General features: G+C 71.6%; 22 protein-coding genes and 1 pseudogene. 7 read left to right on the top strand and 16 right to left on the bottom strand.

Annotation, left to right across the window (positions count from 1 at the left end):
- Positions 1–56 precede the first annotated feature (56 nt).
- Positions 57–464, top strand: coding sequence for a DUF4259 domain-containing protein (locus H0E84_RS05435; protein WP_180677619.1), 408 nt, complete (start codon positions 57–59; stop codon positions 462–464).
- A 136-nt stretch (positions 465–600) separates the two neighbouring features.
- On the opposite strand, the gene H0E84_RS05430 is transcribed toward H0E84_RS05435, so the two are convergent.
- Together H0E84_RS05430 and H0E84_RS05425 are read right to left on the bottom strand one after the other, a co-directional pair.
- Positions 601–1,380 carry a sterol desaturase family protein gene (locus tag H0E84_RS05430; RefSeq protein WP_180677618.1) on the bottom strand — a complete coding sequence of 260 codons (780 nt, stop codon included), beginning with the start codon at positions 1,378–1,380 and terminating at the stop codon, positions 601–603.
- 168 nt (positions 1,381–1,548) lie between these two features.
- The gene (locus H0E84_RS05425; RefSeq protein WP_219339606.1) at positions 1,549–2,622 is read right to left on the bottom strand and encodes a homocysteine S-methyltransferase family protein; all 1,074 of its coding nucleotides are present in this window, start codon (positions 2,620–2,622) and stop codon (positions 1,549–1,551) included.
- A gap of 175 nt (positions 2,623–2,797) precedes the next feature.
- On the opposite strand from H0E84_RS05425, the gene H0E84_RS05420 reads away from it, so the two are divergent.
- Positions 2,798–4,306, top strand: a complete 1,509-nt coding sequence (locus H0E84_RS05420) for a bifunctional AfsR/SARP family transcriptional regulator/alpha/beta hydrolase (protein WP_180677617.1) — start codon at positions 2,798–2,800, stop codon at positions 4,304–4,306.
- A 54-nt stretch (positions 4,307–4,360) separates the two neighbouring features.
- Here the strand turns inward: H0E84_RS05420 and H0E84_RS05415 are convergent, their stop codons facing one another.
- From H0E84_RS05415 to H0E84_RS05405, 3 genes are all read right to left on the bottom strand, one after another.
- A complete protein-coding gene (locus H0E84_RS05415; protein WP_180677616.1) occupies positions 4,361–5,488 on the bottom strand; it encodes a class I SAM-dependent methyltransferase in 1,128 nt (375 codons plus the stop codon).
- A gap of 289 nt (positions 5,489–5,777) precedes the next feature.
- A complete protein-coding gene (locus H0E84_RS05410; protein WP_180677615.1) occupies positions 5,778–6,332 on the bottom strand; it encodes a YdeI/OmpD-associated family protein in 555 nt (184 codons plus the stop codon).
- A 16-nt stretch (positions 6,333–6,348) separates the two neighbouring features.
- On the bottom strand, positions 6,349–7,125 hold the full coding sequence (locus H0E84_RS05405) for an SDR family oxidoreductase (protein WP_180677614.1): 777 nt from the start codon (positions 7,123–7,125) through the stop codon (positions 6,349–6,351).
- Between the two features lie 60 nt (positions 7,126–7,185).
- Here H0E84_RS05405 and H0E84_RS05400 point away from each other — a divergent pair, with 60 nt between their 5' ends.
- A complete protein-coding gene (locus H0E84_RS05400) occupies positions 7,186–7,431 on the top strand; it encodes a hypothetical protein (protein ID WP_180677613.1) in 246 nt (81 codons plus the stop codon).
- A 186-nt stretch (positions 7,432–7,617) separates the two neighbouring features.
- Here the strand turns inward: H0E84_RS05400 and H0E84_RS05395 are convergent, their stop codons facing one another.
- The 9 genes from H0E84_RS05395 to H0E84_RS20405 form a co-directional block, all read right to left on the bottom strand.
- On the bottom strand, positions 7,618–8,745 hold the full coding sequence (locus tag H0E84_RS05395) for a cupin domain-containing protein (RefSeq protein WP_180677612.1): 1,128 nt from the start codon (positions 8,743–8,745) through the stop codon (positions 7,618–7,620).
- A gap of 261 nt (positions 8,746–9,006) precedes the next feature.
- Positions 9,007–9,765 (bottom strand): 2-dehydro-3-deoxy-D-gluconate 5-dehydrogenase KduD, encoded by a 759-nt coding sequence (gene kduD / locus H0E84_RS05390; protein ID WP_180677611.1) that lies wholly within the window; start codon positions 9,763–9,765, stop codon positions 9,007–9,009.
- Positions 9,766–9,924: 159 nt separating this feature from the next.
- Positions 9,925–10,773: a 5-dehydro-4-deoxy-D-glucuronate isomerase gene (gene kduI, locus H0E84_RS05385; RefSeq protein ID WP_180677610.1), complete on the bottom strand. Its 849-nt coding sequence runs from the start codon at positions 10,771–10,773 to the stop codon at positions 9,925–9,927.
- A gap of 444 nt (positions 10,774–11,217) precedes the next feature.
- Positions 11,218–12,276 carry a LacI family DNA-binding transcriptional regulator gene (locus H0E84_RS05380; protein ID WP_180677609.1) on the bottom strand — a complete coding sequence of 353 codons (1,059 nt, stop codon included), beginning with the start codon at positions 12,274–12,276 and terminating at the stop codon, positions 11,218–11,220.
- 53 nt (positions 12,277–12,329) lie between these two features.
- Positions 12,330–13,943 (bottom strand): family 43 glycosylhydrolase, encoded by a 1,614-nt coding sequence (locus tag H0E84_RS05375; RefSeq protein WP_257644084.1) that lies wholly within the window; start codon positions 13,941–13,943, stop codon positions 12,330–12,332.
- Positions 13,944–14,273: 330 nt separating this feature from the next.
- Positions 14,274–15,557, bottom strand: coding sequence for a TRAP transporter large permease (locus H0E84_RS05370; RefSeq protein WP_180677608.1), 1,284 nt, complete (start codon positions 15,555–15,557; stop codon positions 14,274–14,276).
- A 1-nt stretch (position 15,558) separates the two neighbouring features.
- Positions 15,559–16,077: a TRAP transporter small permease gene (locus tag H0E84_RS05365; RefSeq protein WP_180677607.1), complete on the bottom strand. Its 519-nt coding sequence runs from the start codon at positions 16,075–16,077 to the stop codon at positions 15,559–15,561.
- A gap of 8 nt (positions 16,078–16,085) precedes the next feature.
- Positions 16,086–17,084, bottom strand: a complete 999-nt coding sequence (locus H0E84_RS20410; RefSeq protein WP_180677606.1) for a TRAP transporter substrate-binding protein DctP — start codon at positions 17,082–17,084, stop codon at positions 16,086–16,088.
- On the bottom strand, positions 17,081–17,956 hold the full coding sequence (locus tag H0E84_RS20405) for a 2-keto-4-pentenoate hydratase (RefSeq protein WP_425600464.1): 876 nt from the start codon (positions 17,954–17,956) through the stop codon (positions 17,081–17,083). Before H0E84_RS20405 ends, H0E84_RS20410 begins: the two co-directional genes overlap by 4 nt.
- Before the next feature lie 107 nt (positions 17,957–18,063).
- On the opposite strand from H0E84_RS20405, the gene H0E84_RS05350 reads away from it, so the two are divergent.
- The 3 genes and pseudogenes from H0E84_RS05350 to H0E84_RS05340 all read left to right on the top strand — a co-directional run bounded on the left by H0E84_RS05350 (position 18,064) and on the right by H0E84_RS05340 (position 22,144).
- Entirely contained in the window at positions 18,064–19,413 is a 1,350-nt protein-coding gene (locus H0E84_RS05350) for a pectate lyase family protein (RefSeq protein ID WP_180677604.1), read from the top strand.
- A gap of 16 nt (positions 19,414–19,429) precedes the next feature.
- Positions 19,430–20,519, top strand: a pseudogene (locus H0E84_RS05345) (alpha/beta hydrolase).
- Entirely contained in the window at positions 20,516–22,144 is a 1,629-nt protein-coding gene (locus H0E84_RS05340) for a carboxylesterase/lipase family protein (RefSeq protein ID WP_425600463.1), read from the top strand. Before H0E84_RS05345 ends, H0E84_RS05340 begins: the two are co-directional and overlap by 4 nt.
- A 208-nt stretch (positions 22,145–22,352) precedes the next feature.
- On the opposite strand, the gene H0E84_RS05335 is transcribed toward H0E84_RS05340, so the two are convergent.
- Positions 22,353–23,000 (bottom strand): ThuA domain-containing protein, encoded by a 648-nt coding sequence (locus H0E84_RS05335; protein ID WP_345776274.1) that lies wholly within the window; start codon positions 22,998–23,000, stop codon positions 22,353–22,355.
- A gap of 163 nt (positions 23,001–23,163) precedes the next feature.
- Complete coding sequence (locus tag H0E84_RS05330; protein ID WP_180677602.1) at positions 23,164–25,947, bottom strand: TonB-dependent receptor; 2,784 nt, start codon at positions 25,945–25,947, stop codon at positions 23,164–23,166.
- A 197-nt stretch (positions 25,948–26,144) separates the two neighbouring features.
- Between H0E84_RS05330 and H0E84_RS20400 the strand changes: the two genes are divergently transcribed.
- Positions 26,145–26,586: PfkB family carbohydrate kinase (locus H0E84_RS20400; RefSeq protein WP_257644083.1), on the top strand; the 442-nt coding region annotated here is incomplete at its 3' end.

The raw sequence follows: 26,586 nt of genomic DNA, 5'->3' as shown, positions 1-26,586 counted from the left end.
CATCGGTTTTCTTGTCCCGAGTCCGGCCACAGGCGCCGGCTGATGGAGCTACCGCAATGGGGACGTGGGCGAACGATTCCTTCGGCAACGACGATGCCGCCGACTGGCTGGACGAGCTGACCGACCGCAACGACCTGGGCCTGGTGCGCGAGACGGTGGCGCGGGTGTTGACCGCCGAGGGATACCTGGAAGCGCCCGACGCCGCCGAGGCGCTGGCCGCGTGCGAGGTGCTCGCCGCGGCGCGCGGGCGACCGACGGCAGCCGCCCAGGACGAGGACGCGTTGATGGACTGGCTGGCACGCGTGGAGCCGGTGGTGGACGACGCACTGGTGGCGCAGGCGGTGCAGGCGATCGATCGGATCCTCGGGGCGGATTCGGAGCTGCGCGAGTTGTGGGAGGAGTCCGGGGGGCTGGAGGATTGGCAGGGGGAAGTGCGGGCGTTGCGGGGAAATCTGGTCGGCTGAGTGGAGGCGACCGATGCGCGGCGGGGCGGGTCGTTCGGGTCGTTCGCAGGGATCGGCATCGACCAGGGCGGCGAGTGCCGCGGGTTTCGCGGCCTCGGGCCGCTCCGGCAGGAGAGCGGCCACGCCGGGGCGTTGGTCAGGTGCGGGGTTCGGCCAGGGCCCCGGTTTCGGCGTCGGCGTCGGCGTCGGCGAGCTCTACGTCGCGACCGAGCAGCAGCTCGGCCAGGCGGGCGGAGGCATTGTCGCCGAGACCGGCGGGGGCGTCGTAGCCGGCGGGCGGATTGCGGAAGGTGCCGAACACGATGTCCCACAGCGGCAGGTCGGCGTAGTTGTAGGCGTGCACGCCGCGCTGGTGGTGCAGCAGATGGCTTTCCGGGCGCTGGATGAACCAGCCGAGCCAGCGCGGGGTGCGCAGGTCGGCGTGCTGGAAGGTGGCGTTGAAGGCGAGGAAGGCGGCGGCCACCGCTCCGGCTTCCGGCGCCACCCCAAGCAGCGGGAAGAACACCACGCTCTGGAGGGTGGTGAACATCAGCGTGTCGATGGGGTGCAGGTAGTAGGCGCCGAAGGCGTCCAGGGTCTCGGCGCTATGGTGCATCTGGTGGCTGGCGCGCCATAGCCGCGGGCTGCGGTGCGCGGTGCGGTGATACCAGTAGTGGCCGAACTCGTAGGCCAGCACGCCGACGGCGGCGCCGCCCCACAGGCCCACGCCGGACAGGTCGAACAGGCCGCGACCGGCCAGCAGATGGCCCCAGCCCAGGGCGATGGCCATGGACAGGGCGATGGTGACGACGCTGACCAGCAGGCCGCGCAGGCGCCACCAGCGGCTGCGGGGGGCGCGGCGGTGGCCGTACGCCAGGTCGAGCAGCAGGAAGGCCGGGAGAAGGGAGAGGGCGATGATTTCGAGATAGGCGATCATGTTGTGAGTCCGTGGATGAAGTGGGTCGTTGGGGATTGCGTCGCGTACGCAGCGGCGCGCCATGCGCGCGAAGGCCCGCGTAGGTGGTGATGCCGATGAACCGCTAGGCCCGGGACCGCACACCGGTTCGGCGGGCAGACCCGCGGCCTTCGCGGCCGCGGGCCGCTCCTACGAGGGTGTTTCCCCCATCCGGCGCAGGGGTGGAGGGATGCAGGCGCTGGCGATCCGCTCGACGTGGCGATGGTCGGTGCCGCAGCAGCCGCCGAGCACGTTGATGTGCGGATGGCGGCGCAGCAGGTCGCGGTACTGCCGTCCCAGCTGCTCGGGGTTGCCGCTGTCCAGTGCCGGGGCCGCGTCCAGTTCGGCGTGGCGCCTGCACGAGGCGTCGGCGCGCAGCCCGCGGATCCGCCGCACCCAGCCTCCGCCGGCTTCGAGCGTGGCGGCGAAGTGGTCCGGATGCGCACAGTCGATCATGTAGTACACCGGGGCGGCAGCGGTGGCGGCGTCGACCTCGGCGATCGCCTCGCTCAGCGGCTGCCCGGTGGGCAGGCGGCCGTCGGTCTCGACGGTGAACGACACCACCACCGGCAGGGCGAGCGCGCGCGCGGCGCGGGCGATGCCGATCGCCTCGGCGCTGTTGGTCATGGTCATGGCGGTGGCGAGGTCGGCACCGGCACGCGCGAATACGGCGAGCTGGCGCAGGTGGTAGGTCTCGGCCTGCGCCGCGGTCATCGCCAGGTCCGGCGCGTCGCCATCGCGGCGCGGGCCGACGCAACCGCTCACCACGATGCGGGCGCTCGCCGCGTCGTACTCGGCCGCAAGTTCGCGCGTCAGCGCGACGGCGCGGGCATTCAGCGCGTCCAGCTCGAGGTAGGCGACGTTGAGCTGCCAGGCCCAGTCGCTGCTGGCGCGCCAGGTGGGGGTCTCGAGGATGAAGCCGCTGCCGCTGGCCTGGGCGATGCGCAGGTAGCGGCGGTAGTAGCCGCGCAGCCACTCGCGGCCGTCGGCGTTGCGCAGCAGCAGGAAGGCGGCGCCGTGCGGAAGGTCGGTGCCGTGGTGGAACACGGCGGTGGTTTCCAGGCCCCCGTCGGTCAGGTACATGCCTCCGCCCAGCTGCGGCAGACGGGTCCCGGCATGATGGACGGCGAGCGTACCGCCTAGCGGCTGGTTGGCGGCGGGGCCGGCACGCATGCCGGCGGCGGTGTCGGTGTGGGGGGAGCGGATCAGGGGGCGTGCCTGCATGGTCGTGCTCGTGCGGATCGGGGGGAACCCGGCATGCTGGGCGCCGGGCGTTGGCGCGGACGTGGTAGCCGCCGTTGAAAAGCCCCCGGTCCTGCGTGGAAAATGACCGGACGCGAGCGCCTGCCGCGTTGGAACGGGGGGTGGCCGGCCGGTCGCGACCTCCGGAGCGGCGCCCATGCCCCCTGTACGCATCCGTTACTGTGGCGAGCCCGCGCTGCTGCGCGACGGCGTTGCCGTGCCGCTGCCGGCCTCGCGCAAGACCCGTGCCCTGCTCTTCCTGCTGCTGCGCTCGGCGCGGCCGTGGCGGCGCGAGCAGCTGTGCGGGATGTTCTGGAACGTGCCCAACGATCCGCGCGCTGCGCTGCGCTGGTCGCTGTCGAAGCTGCGCCAGGCGCTGGGGGAGCAGGCGCACTGGATCAATGCGGGCCGCGAGCACGTGGCCTGCATCGCCGCCGACACCGAGAGCGACCTGGAGCGGATGGCCGCCGCCGCCGCGGGCGAGGTCGACGAGGAGCGGCTGTTGGCGCTGGCCACCGAGGCGCTGGAACCGCCGCTGCTGGGACTGGACCTGCCGCGCAGCCCGGAGTTCGACCTGTGGCTGGCCAGCGAGCGGCTGGCCGCCGACCGCATCCGCGCCGCGCTGCTGTTGCGCGCGGCGCGGATCCCTGGCGTGGATGCGGCGCAGGCGTTGCTGTTCCAGCGCGCCGCGGAGCTGGCGCTGCCGGGCAGCGCCGGAGCGCTGCTACCGCAGGCTGCGCCCGCACTGGCCCAGCCGCTGGCGCCTTCGCCCGCGGCCGCGGCCGTGCCGCAGACGCGCCGCGCCGCCGACGCACGGCTGGCGGCGCTGCCGCAGACCGTGCGCTACCGCATCGCCCCCGACGGGGCGCGCATCGCCTATGCCTGCACCGGCGAGGGTCCGCCGCTGGTCAAGACCGCCAACTGGCTCAACCACCTCGAACTGGACTGGGACAGTCCACTCTGGGGACGGATGATCCATGCGCTGTCGGAACACCACCAGCTGGTGCGCTACGACGAGCGCGGCAACGGCCTGTCGCAGTGGGACGTGGACGAGATCGGCTTCGACGCCTTCGTCAGCGATCTGGAGGTGGTGGTGGACGGGCTGGGGCTGGAGCGCTTCCCGCTGCTGGGCGTCTCGCAGGGATGCGCGGTGTCGGTGGAGTACGCGGCGCGGCATCCCGAACGGGTGAGCGCGCTGGTCCTGATCGGCGGCTATGCCAACGGTTGGCGCATCGCCGGCGATGCCCGGGTCATCGCCGAGCGCGAGGCCACCATCACCCTGGTGCGGCATGGCTGGGGCAAGGACAACCCCGCCTACCGGCAGATCTTCTCGCACAGCTTCTTTCCGAAGGGCACCCCGGAGGAACTGGACTGGTTCAACGAGTTCCAGCGGCGCACCGCCTCGGCGGAGAACGCGGTGCGATTCCTGGAGGCGTTCTCCACCATCGACGTGCGCCACCGCCTGGCGGACGTGCACGCCCCCACCCTGGTGATCCACGCCCGCGGCGACCAGCGCGTACCGATCGAGCAGGGGGCGGCGCTGGCCTCGGGCATCCGCGAGGCGGAGCTGGTCACCCTGGACTGCGACAGCCACTTGCCGCTGGACCGGGAACCGGCGCATGCCCACATGCTCGCGTGCATCCACCGGTTCCTGGCCGCGCATTGAGCGCGGAGCGTTTGGGCACTGGCCGCGCATGCGCGCGGCGCGCGCCTGGCGAGGTCAGGCGCGCGCTTCGAGCACCATGTTGAACGGCGTCTCGGCGGCGCGGCGCACGCTGCCGAAGCCGCCGGAGCGGATCACCTCGGCCAGGCGTTTCTCGCCGGCCTGCGCGCCCAGCGCGGCACCGGTTTCCTGCGCCAGCGAGGTCGGCACGCAGATCATCGTCGAGGCGGCGTAATACAGGCGGCCGACCGGGTTGAGATTCTCGGCCAGGCTGTCGCCGGCGATCGGCTCGACGATCATCCAGCTGCCGCCGTCGGCCAGCGCCGAGCGCACGTGCGCGGCCGCGCCGGCCGGATCGCCCATGTCGTGCAGGCAGTCGAAGCACGTCACCAGGTCGTAGCGGCCGGGAAAGTCCTTGGCCGTGGCCACCTCGAAGCGTACGCGTTCGGGCGATATCCCCTCGGCGTCGCGGTGGGCGTTGGCGGCGGCGATCGATTCGGGGTGGAAGTCGAAGCCGACGAAGCTGGACTCCGGAAACGCGCGCGCCATCACCAGGGTGGAGTGGCCGTGGCCGCATCCGACATCGGCGACGCTGCCGCCGCTGTGCAGCTTCTCGACGATTCCGTCGAGCGCCGGCAGCCAGCTCTGCACCAGGTTGTGCTCGTAGCCGGGGCGGAAGAAGCGCGCCACCGCGCAGAACATGCAGGCGCCCTGGTCGCCCCAGGCGACGCCGTTGCCGCTGCGGAACGCCTCGGCCACCTTGGGCTGGTTCTCGACCTGGCTGCCGACCATCTCGAAGCCGCCCATCAAGTAGACCGGGCTGTCCTCGTTGGCGAACACCATCGCCTGCTCGGGCGGCAGGGTGAAGCGGCCGCTGGCGGCGTCGTAGGCCAGATAGTTGGAGGCGGCCTGGTGCGACAGCCATTCGCGCAGGTAGCGCTCGGCGCAGCCGGTGCGGGCCGCCAGTTCGGCCGGGGTCGCGGGCCCCTGGTCGCGCAGCGCGCGGTACAGGCCGAGGCGGTCGCCGAGGGTGACCAGCGAGGCGCTGTAGGCGCCGCCGAGATCGTTGAGGACCTGGCCGATGAAGGCGTGCAGGCGGTCCTCGTCGAATTCCGTGGGAACGGGGCTCCGGGCGGCGCCGGAAGGCGCACCGGTCGAAGCATGGGAGTGATGGGTCGATTGCATGGCAGAACTCGGGGGAAAAGGCGGGTACGCCGGAGCCGCCCACCCTGGCAGCGGGCCGTTGGCGCCGGCGTTGTAGTGGGCGTACGAATACCGTTGGAAACGCACGCATGCCGACCGTTTCGTCCCGACCAGCGCCGGGCGGGCGTCCCTCGGTGCGCCCATAGCCGCATTCATCCGCCCGCTTCCCGGCCGCTGACCACGCGCGGACCCGCGCGAGCGCCGGCCCACCTCGCGACACGCATCCGCACGCCCGAGGAAAACGACAGGCGGGCCGTGGCCGGTCTCGCGCCTAGACGACGCGACCCGCGCGCCAGCCCCTGGCGAGGAACCGGCCCTCGCCACCGCCCAACACGTGCAATGCCTTCTCCAGGTTCCGCGCCTGCGCCTGCGGCGATTTCAGCCGCGCGAAATACCGCAGGACCTCCTTCTGCAGGCTCGGCACCAGCGCCTCCCAGGCCTCGCCCGCCGCCCGGTCGACCGCCAGCGCTTCCGCGAACCATGGCGGCATCGGGTCCACCGGGCCAGCGTGGTAGGCGTCGTCGAAAACCAGCTCCACGTCGACCTCGTCTCCCACCTGCGTCTCCGCCGCAGCGCGGGCGGCGGCGTGCAGGTAGAGATAGAAGGAGCCTTCGCCGGCCGGCATCATGTTGATCCGCCATGGGGTGCGCGGCCGGCCGTCGATGCGGTAGCGCACCGGCATCGGCCCGCGCCAATGCTGTTTGAGCTCCGCCGCCTGCGCGGCCGAGACCGGAACGTACGGATTGATGCCGAGGATCCGGACCACCGCGCGAAACCGCAGCCCGGCCGCCCGTCGCGGCGCCGGCCGGCGTTGCGGGCTTTTCATCGTGGTTCCCTCCCGATCAGAACCCGTAGCGCAGGAAACCGCCGTCGACGGCGATGCATTCGCCGGTGATGTAGGCGGCGGCAGGCAGGCATAAAAACGCCACCGCGGCGGCCACCTCCTCAGGCTCCCCCACCCTGCCCATCGGCGTGCGCAGCAGCACCTCGTCGAGGTAGTCGGGGTCGGCGAGCTTGGCCGAGGTGCGGCGGGTGCGGATGTACCACGGCGCCACCGAGTTCACCCGCACGCCGTCCTCGGCCCATTCGACCGCGAGATTGCGGGTCATCTGGTGCATCGCCGCCTTGCTCATGCCGTAGGGCGCGCCGGAGCGCACATGGGTCATGCCCGACACGCTGCCGACGTTGACGATGCAAGAGCCGGGATGCTGGGTGAGCAGCGGGAACGCGTAGCGCGACAGCTCGAAGGCGCTGAACAGGTTCACCTCGAAGATCTCGCGCCATTCCTCGTCGGTGTAGTCGTTGGCGGCGCGGGTGAGGTTGCCGCCGGCGTTGTTGACCAGGATGTTGAGGCCCTCGCCCTGGTCCTCCACCCAGTCGAGCACTTCGCGACGCTGCTCCTCGTCGGCCACGTCGCCGACCAGCGCGCGCACCTCGCCGTCCGGGCACTCTTCCAGCAGTTCGTCGCGCGCCGCCTCCAGCGCGTCGCCGTCGCGGGCGACGATCACCACGCGCGCGCCGAAGCCCAGCAGCTCGCGGGCGATGGCGCGGCCGATGCCGGCGCTGCCGCCGGTGACCAGGGCGAGTTGTCCGTCGAGACGCCAGCGGTGCGGATCCATGGCCGGGCCTGTGTGTGGGCTGGGAGTAGGATAGCGCCGGTGCTCCCGTGAGGAACGGCCATGACCGAAACGCTCGCCGAGTCGAACGGTGTCCGTCGCATCCCGACCGCACTCGCCATTGCCGGCCTGGCGCTCGCCTGCGGCGCCTGCACGCCGCCGGAGGAGCCGCTTCCCGACAAGAGGCCGGAGCCCCAGGCCACGCAGCTGCGCGACGCCATCCAGGCCCCGCAGGACCGCGCCCGCGCGGTGGAGGACACCGTGCGCGAGGCCGAGGCGGAGCGGCGGCGCGAGGCCGACTCCCCTTAGCGCCCGCCCCTGTAGGAGCGTGCCATGCACGCGAAGACCGGCGCGGCCGGCAATGCCCGGCAACGCCGCCATGCCTGGAATCACCGTCCGGCCCGGCGGATGCTCGGGGCTTTCGCGGCCATGGGCCGCTCTTCCGGGAGCTGCCTGCCGATCGTGGCGGGGTCGGCCACTCGTGCGGAGCGCGGGCTACGGCCTTGTGGGATAGACGATCAGGATCTCGAGGTCGGCGTCGCCGTCCTGCTGCAGGGCGTGGCTGCTGCCCGGGCGGGTGAGCATGGCGTCGCCGGGGCCGACCTCGTGCACCTCGCCGTCGAGCACGAACCGGCCACGCCCGGACAGCACGTAGTACACCTCGTCCTTGTGGTGCGGATGCAGGCCGATGCCGGCGCCGGGGTGCAGCACGCGCTTGCGGAATGCGAACGGCAGTCCTTCGGCATCGGCGAAGTACGGCCACGCGGTGGTCGGGCCGGGACCGCCGTGGGGGCCCGGCTGGGACACGGTGGCGACATCGGCGGCGCGCTGCACCCGGGAAGGCCGCGGCTGGGAGGCGCGCAGTGCCAACGCATCCGGCGGCGCGCCGCAGTCGGCATCGCGGGCCAGATCCGCCTCCAGCCCGGGCTCCAGCCGCTTCCATTCGCGCACCACCAGGCACGCCACCTGGGTGGCGCCGGCGAAGCTGAAATGGGTGTCATCGGCCTTGCCCTGCGCGGGCACGTGCATGAAGTACGGCTTCGACGCCTCGTCGCCCAGGGCGCGCAGCCAGTCGCGGCTGACGGTATCCAGGTCGATCAACGCGACCGACTCGCGGCCGGCCAGCGCCCGTACCGATTCGCTGTAGCGCACGTGCGTGTCCAGCAGCGCACCGAAGTCGAACAGCCGCCGCGCCACCGGGGTAATGAGGATGGGCGTGGCCCCGCGCTCGCGGGCCAGCGCCACGTAGCGCATCAGCCATTCCGGGTAGGCGCGCTCCGGCTCGTTGTAGCGGGTGGGATCCTCGAACTTGGCGTCGTTGTGGCCGAACTGGACCAGCAGCACGTCACCTTCGCGCAACGCCTCGGCGACGGGATCCAACCAGCCCTGCTCGATGAAGCTGCGGGCGCTGCGGCCGCCGCGCGCATGGTTGTGGACTTCGTACGCGTCCGGATCGAGATACCCCTGCAGGACCTGGCCCCAGCCGGCCTGCGGCGCCCGCTCGGGGCCGTACTCGGCGGCCGTGGAATCGCCGGCGATGAACACCCGCCGCGGCGCGGCATCGGCGGGCGCGCCGACCGCCACGCACGCCGCCAGCAGCAGCCCCGGCAGCCACCGCCGCATCCGCTCGCCCGCGCTGACTGGGTGCTGCCCCCCCGCCGGATGCTGCCCTCCCCCCAGGCGCTGCCCTTCCCCCGTAGAGCGGAGCTTGCTCCGCTGCTCCCGGCTCCGGAGCCCGCGACCCACCCGGCCTCCTCCTGTCCCGCACGGCCCGGCCGGCCCGGCCTCGAGCGCTTCGCGGGCGCCGGCGCCCGCGAAGCGGAGCAAGCTCCGCTCTACGAGACGGAGGGGGATCTGGAGCGCGTCCATCCGGACCACGACCGCTCAGCGCGCCAGCCAGCCGCCGTCCACTGGCAGCACCGCGCCATGGACGTAGTCGGACGCCGCCGAGGACAGGAACACCGCCGCACCGCCCAGATCCGCGGGATCGCCCCAGCGGCCGGCCGGGATGCGGTCCAGGATCGCCGCGTTGCGGGTCTGGTCGTTGCGCAGCGCCTCGGTGTTGTTGGTGGCGAAATAGCCCGGCGCGATGGCGTTGACGTTGATGCCCTTGCCCGCCCATTCGTTGGCCAACAGCCGGGTCACGCCGAGCACCGCGGACTTGCTGGCGGTGTAGGAGGCCACGCGGATGCCGCCCTGGAAGGACAGCATCGAAGCGATGTTGACGATCTTGCCGCCGCGCTTGGACGCTACCCAACTGCGCGCCACCGCCTGCGACAAGAAGAACAACGTCTTCAGGTTCACGCCCATCACCGCATCCCAATCGTCCTCGGTGAAGTCGAGGGCGTCGTTGCGGCGGATGGTGCCGGCGTTGTTGACCAGGATGTCGATGCCGCCGAGGCGCTCGCGCGCCGCGTCCACCACGCCCTGCACCGGCGCGTGGGTATCGAGCGAAGCCTCGATCCAGGCGAAGCGGCGGCCGAGCGCGGTCACCCGCGCTTCGGTTTCGGTCGGGGCGCTGCGGCCGACCGCGGCCACGTCGGCGCCCGCTTCGGCCAGCGCCACCGCGATGCCCTGGCCCAGCCCGGTGTTGGCGCCGGTGACGAGCGCCACACGTCCGCCGAGGTCGAAGGGATTGGTCATGGCGTCGATTCCTGCATGGCGGCCACGCGGCCGCTGGTGGAGAAATCCCCGCGGAGACGTCGCGAAGCGACCGCCCGGTCCGTCGCGGCTCGCGCCGTTGGAGGGAGGGACTGGAGCAGCCGGTCCCGCGCCGCCCCGCGGGGCGGGAGGGATGTCGGGCTATTTCAGCTGGCAGATGTCGAGCACGTGCATGTCGGTGTAGTCCAGGTTCTCGCCGCCCATCGCCCAGATGAAGCAGTAGTTGCTGGTGCCCGACCCCATGTGGATCGACCACGGCGGCGATACCACCGCCTCGCCGTCGGCGACCACGATGTGGCGCTGCGCCTCGGGCCGGCCCATGAAGTGGTAGACGCGGTCGTTCTCGCCAAGGTCGAAGTAGAAGTACACCTCGGAGCGGCGGTCGTGCAGGTGCGGCGGCATGGTGTTCCACACGCTGCCCGGCTTGAGGACGGTCAGGCCCAGCAGCAGCTGCGAGGACTTGCAGGTGGCCGGCACGATGTACTGGTAGATGGTGCGCTCGTTGCTTGTTTTCAGCGCACCGCGCTCCAGCGGCACCGCCTGGTCGATGGAGATGTGCTTGACCTCGTAGCGCGCATGCGCCGGGGTAGAGGCCAGGTAGAAGCGTGCCGGGCTGCCGGCGTCGTCGGAGGCGAAATCGACCTGCTCGCTGCCCATCGGCACGTACAGGCCATCCTTCGGCCCCAGCGCGTGGGCGGTGCCGTCGACGGTGACGGTGCCGGGGCCGCTGCCGACGTTGACGATGCCCAGTTCGCGCCGCTCCAGGAACGCATGGCCCTTGGCCGACTCGGGCTCGGTCTGCCGGGGCAGCGAGACGGTCCTGCCGACCGGGGCGGCGCCGCCGATCACGAAGCGCTCGTAGTGGGTGTAGCTCAAGCGCACCTCGTCGGCGGCGAACAGGCCGTCGAGCAGGTACAGGTCGCGCAGCTCGTCGTTGCTGATGTCGTGCATCACGCCCGGGTGGGTGGCGTGGTAGGTCTTCTGGTACATCGGGGAGTCTCCCGTGGCCGATGGGCCCGCCACGCGGGCCACTTCCGTGGGTGGATGGGCCGATTCTACGCACCTTGGTAACCGGTGTCATATGGCGGTGCATCATCGCGCGGGGGGCCGTTGATCCGCAGGAGGGTCCCATGGACGCGAAGGCCCGCGTGGGGGGTGGTCGCACTGGTGATGCCGCATAGGCTCGACGCCACGGCGGCGGATCCCGGCACCGGTCGCCGCGCCGGATTTCGCGGGCATGGCCCGCTCCTAAGGGACGGACGCCGCCCGGCGATCCGTAGGAGCGTTCCATGGACGCGAAGGCCTACATCGCGTGGTCGCGCTGGCGACGCCGCAGGCTCGGGTGGCATGCGGCGATTCCCGGCGGTGGGCACGGCGCCGGACTTCGCGGGCAAGGCCCGCCCCTGCGGAGCTATCCCGCGACGGGGCGACCGCTCAGTCCGGCGGCTGGCAGGAGTCGCGGACGATCAGGTGCGGGCGCACGCTGGCCACCGGGCGCGCGGCGGCGCCCTCCTCGGCCTGGATCAGCATCGCCGCGGCGACCCGGCCCGTGTCGCGGGTGTCGCGGCGCACCGAGGTCAGCGGCGGCCACAGCCGCGAGGCCAGCGGGCTGTCGTCGTAGCCGACCACCGACAGCTGCCGCGGGATGCCGATGCCGGCGCGCAGCGCCACCCGGTACACGCCAGCGGCCATCTCGTCGTTGCCGCAGAAGATCGCGGTCGGCCGACGCTTGCCGGACAGCAGCTTTTCCGCCGCCGCCACGCCGGATTCGAACGTGTAGCCGGCCTCGACGATGCGCGCCTTCGGCAGCTCGATGCCGCGCTTGGCCAACGCCTCGACGAACCCCCCGGTGCGCTCGATCGCCGAACGGTAGCTGGCGGGCCCGGTGATCAGGGCGATGTCGCGGTGGCCGAGCGTCTGCAGATAGTCAGCCGCCTCGGCGGCGCCGTCGCGGTCGTGGGTGATGACCATGCGCGAATGGTCGTCCATCGCCACCGCGGCGATGCGGGTGTAGCGGCAGCCGATCTCGTCGAGCATGTCGGCCAGCGCCTGGTCCTCGGACACGCGCGGCACCAGCATCACCCCGTGCAGCTTCTGCTGCTGCACGAAGCGGCGCACGCCGTCGATGTAGCCCGGGCTGCGGCTGTCGCAGGGGTGCACCACCAGCTCGAAGCCGGAGCCGCGCAGCGCGTCGAGCGCGCCGTACTGCATGTTGACGATGAACTGCGCGGTGGGGTTGTCGTAGACCATGCCGATCAGGAACGAGCGCCGGAAGGCCAGCCCGCGCGCCATCGGGTCGGGCGAATAGCCGACCTCGCGCATCAGTGCCTCGACCTTCTCGCGGGTGTCCTTGCGCACCAGCGGCGAGTGGTTGATGATCCGCGACACCGTCTTCTTCGACACTCCGGCCAGGCGCGCGATGTCGTTGATCGTCGCCGCCCGTGCCGGCCCGGATGGCGTGGCGCCCTGCTTCGATGTCTTGGATACGGGCATTCGGCGGGTTCCGTGCCGGTGGGAGTGCAAGCGCTCGATTCTAGCCCTTCGCCTCAGTCGAGCGCGCGATAGCGGTACGCGTGGAAACGCACCCGGCCGTCGCCAGCGGCGTAGATGCCGGGCCGCAGCGACAGAAACCGGCCCACGGTGTTGTGGTGGTAGCCGGAAACTTCCATCTGCACGCCGTACTTTTCCCAGTTGCGACCGTCGCGGCTGTGGTGGATGGTCAGCACGTGACGGTCGTGGGTCAGGCGCAGCCATAGCCGCCCGCCAGGGCCCGGCGCCAGCCGCGCCGGGCGCTCCTCGCCATAGCGGTGCATGATGAAATCCTTGCCGTTGGAGCCCAGTCCGGCGTACAGCCGGTCGCTGTAGAACAGCAGGGCGCCGCCCACCGCGCCCGGTTCGATCTCCATCTCCACCTCGACCTGGTAGGCCTGGTCGCCGGCGATCGCGGTCAGCGGCGAGGCGTCGCGGGGCGTCTCGCCCTTGCCCTGCAGCACCAGCGCGCCTTCCTCGAAGGAGATCCGGGCCATCTCGTCCGCACCCGGAGAATAGAACGCCCACTGGTGGCCGAGGCGGTCGGCGTCGAAGTCGTCCGACAGCGCCATGCCGTGCCGGCCGATCGCGTCGCCGGCGGGCTTCGGCAGGGGGTGGCCGAGGTCGCCGCCCCGGGCGACGAACCAGCCGTCGTCGGTCCACTCCACCGGCTCGAGCAGCGCCTGGCGGCCCAGGGTCCAGAAGCCGCGCTCGTAGCCGTGGTACATCATCCACCACTGCCCGGCGGCATCCTCGACCAGAGTGGCGTGGCCGCGCGACCACCACTGTTCGTCCACCGACTCGGTGCGCACGACCGGATTGTTCGGGTCGTTCTCCCACGGGCCGTGGATGGAGCGCGAGCGCGCCACGATCACCATGTGCCCGGTCGGCGGCCCGGCGGTGCCGCCGACCGCGGTGATCATGTAGTACCAGCCGTCGTGGCGGGTGATCTTGGGGCCCTCCTGCGAGTAGCTCTCGACCACCCATTCCTCCGGGTAGCGCCAGCCGTCGTAGACGTGCTTCACCTCGCCGGCCGTGGCCAGGCCGTCGTCGGCCAGCTGCACGTAGTCGCCGCCGCTCAGGAACAGGTAGCGCTCGCCATCCTCGCCCACGGCGTGGCCGGGGTCGATGTGATCCGGCAGGTGCAGGTCGACCGGTTCGCTCCAGGGGCCGCGGATGTCGTCTGCCCAGACCACGTAGTTGCTGCGGCCCGCGTCGGTGCGGCCGGGAAAGTAGATGTAGTAGCGGCCCTCGTGGCGCACCAGATCCGGCGCCCAGATCGAGCCGACGCTGGTGGTAATGGCGTGGCCGACCGGCTGCCAGTTCACCAGGTCGCGCGAATGCCACAGCGGCAGGCCCGGATAGGCGTCGAACGAGGACAGGGTGAGGTAGTAGTCGTCGCCGTCGCGCAGCACCGAGGGATCGGGGTGGTCGCCGGCGAGGATCGGGTTGAGGAAGGTGCCGTCGCCGAGGTCGGCCTGGCGCTGGCCCTCGATGCCGCGCGCCCGCTCCAGTGCGGCGCCCGCGGCGGGGCCTGGTACCGCTGCCCCGGCCGGGGCAAGCACGGCCACGAGGCCGGGCAGACCCAGGCAGGCCAGCAGGACGATGGTGCGGGACATCCTCGGGGGCATGCGTTCCTCTCCTCGATGGTAGCGCTAACGGTGGCGGTATACCGCGGTTTCAACACGATGACACCGCTAGTCAACCGACCCTAGCAAAGCCCTGCCGGGGCCGCCATCGTGCATTGCAGCATCGGCAACCACGAGCCCGAAGGGCAGCCGGCCTTCGCCGGAGCGGGCCACCCTGGACGTAGGCGCGGACCATGACCGCGAAAGCCGGCGGCGAAGCCTTGCGGCTTCTCCGCCGCTATCGGGCCGCGCGGGCCTTCGCGTCCATGGGGCGCTCCTACGAGCGCGCGGGACGCTCCTGCAAGCGCATGGGGCTCCTGCGAGGTGCGGATCTCAGGCCCGGAACAGCGCCGGCAGCCACAGCGACAGCTGAGGGAACGTGGTGACCACCAGCAGCACGGCGAGCGCGGCCAGCCAGAACGGCCAGATCGACTTCAGCGACTCGCCGATGCCGATCTTGCCGATCGCGGCGCCGACGAACAGCACCGAGCCGACCGGCGGGGTGACCAGGCCGATGCCGCCGGCCAGCACCAGCACCACGCCGAAATGCAGCGGGTCCACGCCGAAGGCCTTGGCCACCGGCAGGAAGATCGGCGTGCAGATCAGGATCATCGGCGCCAGGTCCATGAAGGTGCCCAGCAGCAGCAGGATCGCCGCGATCACCAGCAGCACCGTGTAGCGGTTGTCGGCGAGCGCGCCGATCAGCTCCACCGCCGCAGCCGGCACCTCCAGGTAGGCCAGCAGCCAGCCGAACAGCGCCGCGGTGGCGATCACGAACAGGATCACCCCGGTGGTGCGCGCCGCGTGCGCCACCGCCTGCCGGAACGCCGACCAGTCGAGCATCCGGTAGATCGCAACGGTCACCAGCAGCGCGTAGACCACCGCCACCGCCGCGCTCTCCACCGCGGTGAACACGCCCGCGCGGATGCCGATGAAGATCAGCGCCACCAGCCCCAGCCCCGGCAGCGCCGAGACCAGCCGCAGCAGCACCGCGCGCATCCCCGGGAACGTCTCCACCCCGTACCCGCGCCGGCGTGCCACCAGGTAGCCGGTGAACATCAGCGTCACCGTCATCAGCAGTGCCGGAAAGATGCCGGCGGCGAACAGGTCGGCGATGGAGATACCGCCACCCACCGCGGCCGAGTACAGGATCAGGTTGTGCGAGGGCGGCACCAGCAGCGCCACCAGCGCGCCGGTGATGCTGACGTTGACGGCGAAGTCGCGGTCGTAGCCGCGCTTGACCATCTGCGGGATCATGGTGCCGCCGACCGCGGACACGTCGGCGATCGCCGAACCGGACACGCCGCCGAAGAACAACGACGACAGGATGCTCACCTGGCCCAGGCCGCCGCGGATGCGCCCCACCAGCGCCGCCGCCAGCGCGATCAGGCGCTCGGAGATCCCACCGCGCATCATCAGCTCGCCGGCGAAGATGAACAGCGGGATCGCGATCAGCGAAGCGGTGCCGATGCCGGCCCCGACCTGCTGGACCAGCACGATCGACGGCAGGTCCAGGACCAGCAGCACCAGCAGCGAGGCCGCCGCCAGGGCGTAGGCCACCGGTACGCCGATCAGCAGCAGCACGATGAAGCCGAGGAACAGCAGTGCGATCGCCATGTCAGCGCCCGCCTTCGTCGTGGGCGAACGCCGCGGCCAGCCGCGGCAGCGCGAAGCCGGCCATCAGCAGTCCGCCGAGCGCCAACGGCAGGAACCCGATGCTCTGCGGCAGGGGCGCGCCGGCCATGCGGATGTCGAACCCGTCCAGCAGCAGCCGCGCGCCCCACCACGCCAGGGTGGCGCCGATGGCAAGGATCACCAGCGCGGCGATCGCATCGCTGGCGCGCCGCAGCGGTGCGGGCAGCGCCGCGGCCAGCAGGTGGAAGCGGAAGTGGCGCTGCTCATGCACCCCGGCGGCGGCGCCGAAGCTCATCGCCGTGCTCAGCAGCAGGAGAGTCACCGGCTCGGTCCAGCTGGGCGAGTCGTTGAGCACGTAGCGCGCGAACACCTGCCAGCCCTGCACCGCCACCAGGCCGAGCATCGCCACACCGGCGATGGCCACGGCAGCGGACGACAGGCGGTCCAACATGCGCTGCAGCGGAGAAGGGGTGACGGCTTGCTCGGAGTCGGCGTGGTTCATCGTGCTCCTCAGGCGAGTGCGCGGATTTGGCGGTACAGCGGCGCGATGTCGGGCTTGGCGAGGTATTCGTCGAGCAGCGGCGCGGCCGCAGCGCGGAATGCGTCGTGGTCGACTTCGTTGAAGCGCACGCCGTGGGCGACGACCGCCTCGCGCGCGGCGCTCTCGGAGGCGTCCCAGAGTTCGCGCATCACCTGCACCGACTCGCGCGCGGTCTCGACCAGCAGCTCGTGGTCGCCCGGCGCCAGCGCCTCGAGACTGCGCCGCGAGATCAGCAGGATGTCGGGGGCGTAGGAGTGCTCGCTCTGCGACCAGTAGCCGGCGGCCTCGAAGTGGCGGCTGGAATGGAAGCTGCGCATGTTGTTCTCCGCGCCGTCGATCAGCCGCGTCTCCAGCGCCGAGAACACCGCGCCGAACGCCAGCGGCGTGGGGTTGGCGCCGAACAGGCGCAGCAGGCGGATGAAGATGTCCGACGGCGGCACCCGGAATTTCAGGCCGCGCATGTCGTCCGGGCTGCGCAGCGCGCGCCGGGTGTTGTAGAAGCAGCGCGCGCCGGAGTCGTAGACCGCCAGCCCTACCAGATCGCGCGCGGCGAAACCGTCCAGCACCGCCCGGCCGACGCCGCCGTCGAGGGCGCGGCGCAGGTGCGCCACCGAGTCGAACACGTACGGCAGGCACAGCGCCTCGGTCAGCGGGAAGGCGTTGTTGAGCGCGCCGCTGTAGACGCGGGTGATGTCGATGGCGCCGAAGCGCGCCATGTCGATGGCCTCGGACTCGCGCCCGAGCTGCCCGGAGTGGTACAGGCGGATGCGCAGCCGGCCGCCGGTCTCGCGCTCGAGCGTCTCGCCGATCCACTTCACCGCCTCGACCGTGGGATAGCCGTCGACGTGCACGTCCGTGGCGGTCAGCTGGCCCGGGGCGCGCGCCTGCGCCGACAGCGCCGACAGCGGCAGCAGCGGCGCGCAGGCCGCGCCGATGCCGGCGGCGAGGAAACGGCGCCTTGCGATCACGGCCGGCCCCGCGCCGCCACTGCGCGTCCCTCGATCGCACCGTGTCCGTCGAACTCCACCCGCACGCCCTGCCCGATCGCGACGTCGTGGATACCGGTGGCATTGCCGGTCGCGATCAGCTCGCCGCGGCGCAGCGGGCGGCCGCGGCGGGCCGATCGCGCCAGCGCGAACGCATAGGCGGCGAGCAGCCCGCCGGGCAGGGTGGTGGCGCCGCCGCGGCCGACGCACTCGCCGCCGATCCAGGTGGCGGCGACCAGCTGCGGCTCGGGAATGGCGCGCCAGTCCGGGATCTCGGCGCCCATCACCAGGCCGTTGTTGTTGCCGAAATCGGACACCACCACGCGCGGGCCGAGCGCGTTGATGGTGGCCAGCGGGCTGCTGGCGATCTCGATGCCGGTGTGCAAGGTGGCCGGCAGCGCGGCGGCCTCCTGCGGCGTCCACTCGGTCTTGCCCGCCGGCGCGTCCTGCTGCAGCCGCAGCACGTACTCCGCCTCGACCGCGGCGAAACCGCCGGCGAACACCGGAAGCTCCACCTGTCCGGCGGCCGGCCACAGGTTGCGGCGGAAGATCGGCCCGAGCAGGCGCTCGTCGCCGGAGCCGTCGCGGCGCGGCGGCTGGATGTAGCCGACCTTCCAGCCGACCACCTCGTCGGGCCACTGCGCGATCGCCAGGTCCTGCACCGCGTACGCCGCCACCAGGTCGGCGGGAATGTTTCCGGGAAACGCCGGCAGCGCCGCTCCCGCCAGCCGCGCCCGCACGAACGCGCCGGCGATCGCCTCCGCCTCCTCTCCCTGGCGCGGAGCGTCCGCCGCGCTGTCGTTGCCGTTGCTCAAGTCCGTGTTCTCCCTGCCTGCCGATGTTGCGGTGCACATGGCGCCGCCCTCGGACATTCGTATATGGTAAACCGGTGTCATTTTCAATGTGCAGTGCGGCATAAGCTGCCGTCGCGGGCCACGGTTCCACGATCCGGAGGGAGACCATGCAGTCGATCACACCAGCGCTGGCGCCGCTGCCGCGCATCCTCGCCATGCTGTTCGCGGCCGCGCTACTGGCGCTCGCGCCGGCTGCCGCGGCCAACGAGGGCGCGCTGGCATTCCCCGGGGCGCAGGGCTGGGCCGCGCACACGCCCGGCGGGCGCGGCGGGCGGATCATCCGCGTCACCACGCTCGACGCGAAAGGCCCCGGTTCGTTCACCGAGGCGGTCGAGGCGAAGGGCCCGCGCATCGTGGTGTTCGAGGTCGGCGGGGTCATCGATCTCGGCGTCGAAACGGTGCGCATCGACGAACCCTTCCTCACCATCGCCGGGCAGACCGCACCGCAGCCGGGCATCACCCTGATCCGCGGCGGGCTGGTGATCGCCGCCCACGACGTGGTGGTGCGCCACATCCGCGTGCGTCCCGGCGAGGCCGGGCGGGCCAAGCGCGAAGGCCCCGACTTCGACGCCATCACCACGATGCGCGGCGCCCGCGACGTGATCGTCGACCACTGTTCGCTGACCTGGGCCACCGACGAAAACCTCTCGGCCTCGAGCACCCGCTTCGCCGGCGAGACGCCGGAGGAATGGCTGCAGAACGCGTCGCGGCGGATCACCTTCAGCAACAACATCCTCGCCGAGGGCCTGGCCGATTCGGTGCATCCCAAGGGCGAGCACTCCAAGGGCACCCTGATCCACGACCACGTCAACGACGTGCTGATCGTCGGCAACCTGTACGCCCACAACATGGAGCGCAATCCGCTGTTCAAGGGCGGCGCGCGCGGGCAGGTGATCAACAACCTGATCTACAACCCCGGCCAGAAGGCGGTGCACTACAACCTGATCGCCGAGGAGTGGATCGACCGCCAGCCCTACCAGCCCGGGCAGATGGTGCTGCGCGGCAACGTGATGCGCGCCGGCCCGGACACCGGCGAACTGGCATTCTTCATGCTCGGCGGTTCCGGCGACATGGAGCTCTATGCCGAGGACAACCTGGTGGTCGACCGCATCGGCGAGCCGCTGCCGCAGACCGGCAGCTACACCACGGCGCCGGCCGAGCTGATCCGGCTGCGGCGCGCGCCGGAACTGCCGTTCGGCGTCGAGCCGCTGCCGGCGGCGCAGGTGCAGGACGCGGTGATCGCCGACGCCGGCGCGCGCCCCTGGGACCGCGACCAGATCGACCGGCGCATCGTCGCCGACGTCATCGAGGCGCGCGGCGCGATCATCGACAGCGAGCAGGAGGTCGGCGGCTATCCCGACCACGCCGAGACGCGGCAGGCCTTCGTCGAGGCCGACTGGGACCTGGAAACGATGGAACCGCTGCGCCCGCTGCCGCGCGGCGAACCGCTGCGGTAGGCGCACGGAGCCGGGAATGACGAGCGGAACGCGGTCATCGCGGCGGAGGGCATGCGCCTGGTTCGCGCCGCGCCCCTGCGGCATGTTCGCCTTGGCGCTGTGCCTGCTGCTGGCGGCCACCGGCGCGCCGGCGCGTACGCCTGGCGCGGAGACCGCGCAGGAGCGGGCATCGCGGATCGACCTGTGGCCGGCGCAACCGGCATCCGCCAGGGCCCCCGCGACCGCGGCCGGCCATCCGGCGCAGCGCATCGTCGAACGCAGCTCCGATCCCCGGGTGCCCGACCGCTTCATCGAACACGTCCGGGATCCGTACCTGGCGGTGTACGCACCCGCCTGTGGCAGCGACGGCAGTCGCGACAGCCGCCCGTGTCCCAGCGGCGCCGCGCTCCTGGTGGTGCCTGGTGGTGCCTGGTGGCGGCTACGTGCGGGTGGTGCTCGACAAGGAGGGCACCGCGCTGGTGCCGGACTTCGTCGAGGCCGCCGGCATCACCCTGTTCGTGCTGCGCTACCGCCTGCCCGGCGGCGGCCATGCCGAGGGCGCCGACGCCCCGCTGGCCGACGCCCAGCGGGCGATGCGCATCATCCGCGCCCGCGCCGCCGAATTCGGCCTGGATCCGGGTCGTATCGGCGTGATGGGGTTCTCCGCGGGCGGCCACGTCGCCGCCCGGCTGGCGACCGAGCCGATGGCGGCGTACGCCGCGGTCGACGCCGCCGACAGCGGACCCATGCGCCCGGATTTCGCCCTGCTGGTCTACCCGGTGATCTCGATGGCGCCGGACCTCGCGCATGCCGGTTCGCGGCAGGAGATCGTCGATGCATCCGCCGGGGATGGCGACGTCCCCGCGCGCGAGCGCCGCTACTCGCCCGACCGGCACGTCGGGCCGGAGACGCCACCGCTGTTCCTGCTGCACGCGCAGGACGATGCCGCGGTCCCGGTCGCCAACAGCCTGGCGCTGCATGCCGCCGCGCTGCGCGCGGGCGTGCCGGCGTCGCTGCACGTCTTCCCCCGCGGAGGCCACGGCTTCGGCACGCGCCAGGCGCATGGCGCACTCGCGGCCTGGCCGCGGCTGGCGATCGACTGGATCCAGGAGCAGACCACGCCATGAGCGACATGCCCGCATCCAACCGTCGTCTTCTCCACGACCCGGAGCGCCGACGGCTGCTTGGTACGGCACTGTCGCTGGCGACGGCCGCGGCCCTGCCGATGCCGGCTGCGTTCGCCACGCCGGCCCGGGCCATCACCGCGCGCACGCGCGGCGGCCGCATCGGCGGCGCGGTCGAGGACGACGTGCACGTGTTCCGCGGGGTGCCCTACGGCGCCGACACCGCCCCACGCCGCTTCCGGCCGGCCCTGCCGGAGCCGCCGTGGCGCGGCGTGCGCGATGCGCTGGCCTACGGCGCGCCGCCCCCGCAGCGCAGCGGCGAGGGCCCCGGCAGCGAGGACTGCCTGTTCCTCAACGTTTGGACGCCGGGCCTGCGCGACGGCGCGCGCCGGCCGGTGCTGGTCTACATCCACGGCGGCGGCTTCAACAACGGCTCGGGCAGCGACCCGCTGTACGACGGCGGCAACCTGTGCCGGCGCGGCGACGTCGTGGTGGTGACGCTGAACCATCGGCTCAACGCCTTCGGCTATCTCTACCTGCGCGACCTCGGCGACGCCTCGCTGGCACACTCGGGCAACGTCGGCCAGCTCGACCTGGTGCAGGCGCTGCGCTGGGTCCGCGAGCACGCCGCCGAGTTCGGCGGCGACCCCGCCAACGTGACGCTGTTCGGACAATCCGGCGGCGGCGCCAAGATCGCCACGCTGATGGCGATGCCGGCCGCGCGCGGCCTGTTCCATCGCGCCTGGACCATGAGCGGCCAGCAGGTCACCGCGGCCGGTCCGCGCGCGGCGACGCAGCGGGCGGAGCTGTTCCTCGATGCGCTCGCGGTCGGGCCCGCCGATCTCGACCGCCTGCGCACCCTGCCGCTGCAGGCGCTGCTCGACGCACAGTCGGTCCGCGACCCGTCGCGGGTGGAGGACAGCAGCCTGTACTTCGGCCCGGTGGTCGACACCGTGTCGCTGCCGCGCCACCCGTTCTGGCCCGACGCCCCGCCGCAGTCGGCGGACGTGCCGATGGTGATCGGCAATACCCGCGACGAGACGCGCGCCTTCCTCGGCAACGACCCGGACAATTTCGCCCTGACCTGGGCATCGCTGCCGGCGAAGCTGCGCACCCAGCAGTACGTCGACCTCGATCCGGGCGTGGTGGTGGCGGAATACCGGCGGCTCTACCCACGCTACACCCCTTCGGAGGTGTTCTTCGCCGCGACGACCGCCGGCCGCTCCTGGCGCGGCGCGGTGGAAGAGACCGAGGCGCGCGCGCGCCAGGGCCGCAATACCTGGGCCTACCAGCTCGACTGGCATCCCGACACCGACGAGGGCCGGCGCCTGCGCGCGTTCCACACGCTCGACATCCCGCTGGTGTTCGACAACGTCGCGCGCCCGGGATCGCGTACCGGTGCGGGCGCGGATGCGCAGCGGGTCGCCGCGGCGATGAGCGGGGCGCTGCTGGCGTTCGCGCGCGCCGGCGATCCACGCAGCGGCGCCACCATCGGCTGGGCGCCCTACTCGCTCGAACGCCGCGAGACGATGGTCTTCGGCGACGCGCCACGGCTGGAGCACGACCCGCGCGGCGCCGAGCGCGCGCTGTACCAGCGCGCTCCGTTCATCCAGCGCGGCACGATGTGAGCCGACGCGCGCGTTCGCCATGGTCGCCTCCCGCCTCGCGCGCCGGCGCGGGATTTCAGGAGGCCTGGCGCAGCAGCGCGGCCGGCGCCGGCGCGGCGGGGATCGCCTGAACGCCTAGGCCACCCGGCACCAGCGCGGCTCGCCGTCGAAGCCGCGGGATCGGCGGGCGGCCATGGCGCGACGCGGCTGCGGGCTGCGCCGCGGCGGATCAGCAGTCGTCGGCGGCGCCGGCCGCGTAGCGCAGGCCGCGCGCGAGATGGGCGCGAAAGATCGGGTCGGCATACAACGCCGGGTCGTGCCCCAGGCCGGTGTACCAGCTGCGGCCGCCGTCGAACTCCCGGCACCAGGCGATCGGATGGTCCGCACCCATCGTGCCGCCCGCGTAGTCGCCGCTCGCCAGCGTGGCGATCACGTGGACCCGATCGCGCGGGTTGCGCTTGAAGTTGTAGAACTCGTCGGTGACCCGCCAGGCGCCGTCCACCGCTTCGGGCGGATCGACGAAGCGCACGCGCGCGGTCTGCAGGCCCGGCGGGTGGCTGTCGAACCAGGCGCCGACCAGCTCGCCGTACCATGGCCAGTCGTGCTCGGTGTCGGCGGCCGAGTGCACGCCCATGAAGCCGCCCCCGGCGCGCACGAATGCCTGCAGCGCGGTCTGCTGCGTTTCGTCGAGGACGTCGCGCGTGGTGTTGGCGAACACCACCACGCGGTAGCGGGCCAGTTCTGCCGCGGCGAACAGCGCCGGATCCTCGGTATGCGCGAACCGCAGCCCGGCCTCGCCGGCCAGGGCGCGGAGCGTCGCCACCGCCTGCGGGATGGAGTCGTGCCGCCAGCCGCGGGTGGCGGTGAACACCAGCACCCGGGGCTCCGATCCGTCCTGCCCCTGCGCAGGCGTCGGTGCCGGTATCCGTCCCATCGCGATCGGCGCCGCTGCGGACACCGACGCAACCGCCAGCAGGAACGCGCTCGCTGTCGCGATCCTCGTGCGCCGCGGGGCCCGCGAGCCCGGCGGCGTTCGCCGCTCAGAACCGGTAGCGGAACCCGAGCTTGTACACCCGGCCGGTGTGGTCCCATTCGTAGCGCCGGCGCGCATCGATGTCGGTCCAGCGGTCCTGGTAGTCATCGGTCAGGTTCAGTCCTTCCAGGGTCACCTCGAAGCGCTCGTTGATCTTGTAGCCCAACGAGGCATCGACGTTCAACGTACCGTCGTAGCCCTCGAAGCGGTTGCCGGTGCCGCTGGTGCCGTCGAGGTAGTCGCTGCGGTAGGCCGCGGAGACGCGGGCGTCGAAGCGGTCGTTCTCGTAGAACAGGGTGAAGTTGTACGAGTTCTTCGACAGGCCGAACAGGCGTTCGGTGACGATCTCGCTGCCGAAGGTGTAGTCGACTTCGGAGTCGACCCAGGTGTAGTTGCCGATCATGCCCATGTTGCGCAGCACCGGCACGCCCTCGGCGAACAGCGACAACGGCATCTGGAAGCCGACCTCGAAGCCCTTCAGCTTGCCGCCTGGGCCATTATCGATCGTGGAGATGGTCCAAGGCCGGCCTTCGGGATCCTGCTCGGCGGGCGAGGTCGGCACCAGCAGCGACAGCGGCAGGCCGGTGGAGGCGTAGGTGCCGGTGCGCTCGGCGCGGATCGGCCGCGAGTCGATGTCCTTGTAGAACAAGGCCAGCGACAGGATCGACTCCGGCGCGAAATACCATTCCAGGGCGGTGTCGAAAGCCGTGGCACGGGTCGGGTCGAGGAACGGATTCTGGAACGACACGCGGTAGTTGAAGCTGTCCACGCTGCCGCCCGGCGTCAGGTTGCCCAGGCTCGGCCGGGTCATCACCTTGGCCGCCGACATGCGCCAGATCAGGTCGGGCGTGAGCGACCAGGCGAAATTGGCCGACGGCAGCGTGTCCGAATAGGTCGGGCGGTCGACATAGACGTAGACGCCGGAGTTGTACCCGCTCGAGGACTGGTCGGTCTCGACGTAGCGCACGCCGAGATCGAAGCGGAAATCGCGACCGGCCAGTTCGGTGGCGCCGTTGAGCTGCACGAAGTACGCCGTGTCTTCCTCCTGGACCTGGCGCACGTTGCCCTGGTCCTCGCGCATCGGCCGGCCGAACAGGTCGATGAAATCGTTCCAGGCAGCCAGGTTGGGCACGACCCAGCGCGTGGTCGAGCCGGAACCGGTGGCGTCGTCGAACTCGTGGATCTCCGACAGGTTGCCGGTGGCCGGAATGCCGTAGAAGTCGGCGATGCCGTCGCCGTCCGGATCGCAGTCGTACAAGCCGGCGGCGCACACGCCGGAATCGCGGATGCCGCCCCAGGTCTCGAAGGTGAATTTGCGGTGGGTCGCCCCGGCCTGCAGCCAGTAGTTCGGGCTGAACGCCCATTCCACCTCGGCCGAGATCGTGTCGAAGGTGTGCTCGGTCCTGCTCGGCCGATCGCGGAACTCCGCCATCTGGAAGTTCGCCGGGTCGGTCACGTCGGCGCCGTTGTACGCGATCACCGGCCGGCGGTCGTCGGTGTAGTCGTAGACGAATCCGTTGTAGTCGCGGTCGTCGTACATGTAGGTGATCTCGTGCGGAAACTCCAGCGTCGAGGTCGACCGTCCCATCGACAGACTTCCCGAGAGCGTGTCGGTGAAGGACTGCTCCAGGCTCGTGCTCCACTGGGTGAACTCGGTGGTCCAGGCCTTCTCGAAGTTCTCGCTGCGCACCCAGGCGTTGTCGACTTCCATCCGCGTCAGCGTGTTGGTCGCCGGATCGATGGTGTAGTCGGTGACGTCCATTCCGCCCTCGTTGCCGCGGAACAGCACCTCGAGCCATTTCTCGCGGCGCGCCGCGTCGAGCTTGGAATGCAGCACATCGACGCGCAGCCGCGTGGAGTCGGTGGGCCGCAGTTCGAAGCTGCCGGTCAGACCCAGCCGCTCGCGCTCGACCTCGATCTCGCCGTAGCGAGGAATGCGTGCATGGAAGGCGTCGGCGACCTCGGAGCAGCCGGCGTCGTCGGGATTGTCGGCGCAGACCACGCCCCCCACCGAACGGAACCCGGCCTGCTGCCAGCGGACGGTGTTCTGGCCCAGCTCCTTCGTCGTGTTGTCGGAGTAGGCGGCCGAGAACGACACGCCCCACACGTCTCCCGGATCGCGGTAGGCGAACAGCGCCGCCACGCGCGGGCCCGCATCCTCGGTGAGGTCGTTGTACTGGCCCTCGCCGGACACCACGAAGGTGCGGCCATGCTCGTAGCCGAACGGGTTGCCGGTGTTGAGGTCGACCACCGCCCCCAGCGAACCCTCGTCGAGGCTGGCCGAGGCGGTCTTGTGCACGACGATCGAGTTGAACAGCTCGGAGGCGAACACGTTGTAGTCGAAGTCGCGGCCGCGGTTGGGGCCGCCCTCGCCGCCGGTGGCGGCGATCGCCTCCATGCCGTTGACGCGTACCCGGGTGAACTCGCCGGACAGGCCGCGCACGGAGATGTTGCGGCCCTCGCCGGAGTCGCGGGTGATGGTGATGCCGGGAATGCGCTGCAGCGACTCGGCCAGGTTCTGGTCGGGGAAGTCGGCGATGTCCTCGGCGACGATCGCATCGATCGAGCCGACGCTGTCGCGCTTGAGATCGAGGGCACGGACCAGGCTGGCGCGGTAGCCGACCACCTGAATGGTGTCGAGTTCGGTGGCGTCGGTCGTCGGACCGGTGGCCGGCGGCTGCTCCGGCGGCTGCTGCGCCAGGGCGCTTGCCGCGGCGACCTGCAGCGCCAGACCGATCGCTGCGGCCAGCAAGGTAACCGGTGTCTTTTTTGTCTCGAGTCGATACCGCATTGCATCCCCTCCTCTGGCGTCGTTCCGCTCTCTGTGGCGGTTCTTGACTGGGTGAACCCGCTTGCTATGGTGTGGTCTGCGGCCGGAATGACACCGCTGGTCAAAACCGTAGCAAAACTCTGCCGGGGAAGCATGCTGCGTTGCGGCAAGGGTTTCCGGGCGCTTCCCGCGGCCGCTCCGCCGCCTTCGGAGACGACATGACCCAACGACGGATCCTCTGCTTCGGCGAGCTGCTGCTGCGGCTCGGCGCCCCCGGCCGCGAGCGGCTGCTGCAATCGCCGAGCCTGCAGGTGCACGTGGGCGGCGCCGAGGCCAACGTGGCGGTGTCGCTGGCGCGCCTGGGCCACGCCGCCGCGCTCGCCGGCACGGTCTCCGACGGCGTCCTCGGCGACGCGGCGCTGGGCGAGCTGCGCCGGTACGGCGTCGAGACCGACCGGTTGCGCCGCGCCCCCGGGCGCATGGGCCTGTACTTCCTGTCCACCGGCGCCGGCCTGCGCCCCAGCGAGGTGCTCTACGACCGCGCCGGTTCGGCGTTCGCGACGGCCGCGGCGGACGACTACGACTGGCCGGCGCTGCTCGACGGCGCCGACTGCCTGCACCTGTCCGGGATCACCCCGGCGCTCGGCGAGCGCACCGCCA

The sequence above is a fragment of the Luteimonas salinisoli genome, from assembly GCF_013425525.1.
GTDB lineage: Bacteria > Pseudomonadota > Gammaproteobacteria > Xanthomonadales > Xanthomonadaceae > Luteimonas > Luteimonas salinisoli.
The sequence above is the reverse complement of the archived record's forward strand: the minus strand, read 5'-3'. Positions and strand labels throughout refer to the sequence as shown.